1 pseudogene is annotated in these 600 nt (G+C 75.8%); it reads right to left on the reverse strand.

The annotated features are described in order from the left end of the window. A pseudogene (locus G6038_RS30835) lies at nucleotides 1–560 on the reverse strand (replication protein); the annotation flags it as partial. Between the last annotated feature and the right edge of the window lie 40 nt (nucleotides 561–600).

Genomic DNA, 600 nt, shown 5'->3' on the forward strand with positions numbered 1-600 from the left:
GCGCGGGTGTGTGCGCGGCTGCGGTGGCGGCGTCGAGGTGGAGTGGGCGGTGTTGTGGCGACGAGGGCGGCGGGGGAGCTGAGGGCCCAGACGGACGCGGCGCGGTGTTGGGGGCCGCCGTGGTGGAGTTCGGCGGCCAGGTATTCGGTGTGGGTGAGGGTGCGGCCGCGGACGAGTTCGTGGGCGGCGCCGAGGGTGCGCAGGACGCGGCGGGCGCGGTTGACGGTGGAGACCGAGACGCCAGCCCGGGCGGCGAGGGTGGTGCGGGCGGCGGTGACGTTCCGGCCGGTGGCGGAGTCGGCGTAGTGGGCGTGGGCCGCGGCCACGGCCATGAGCCGGTCGACGCTGATGTGCTGCTCGCGGAGGGCTTCTCGCCCGGCGTGGGTGGTGGTGAGGGCGTGGCGCAGTTGGCGGAGCCAGGTGGTGCGGCCGGACCAGATGGGGATGCGGGCTTGTGTGCCGTCGGGGACGGGTAGGGAGAAGCTGCGGCCGCGTTGGCCGGTGGTGGTGTTGAGGGCGTGGAGGGCGTCGACGGCCGCGGTCGCGCGGGCGACGAGGATGTCCCACTCGCGGTCACTCGGTGGTGGGGCGGGGGTGCGC

Origin of the sequence: Rhodococcus sp. 14C212 (genome assembly GCF_011058195.1) — a bacterium.
GTDB lineage: Bacteria > Actinomycetota > Actinomycetes > Mycobacteriales > Mycobacteriaceae > Rhodococcus > Rhodococcus aetherivorans.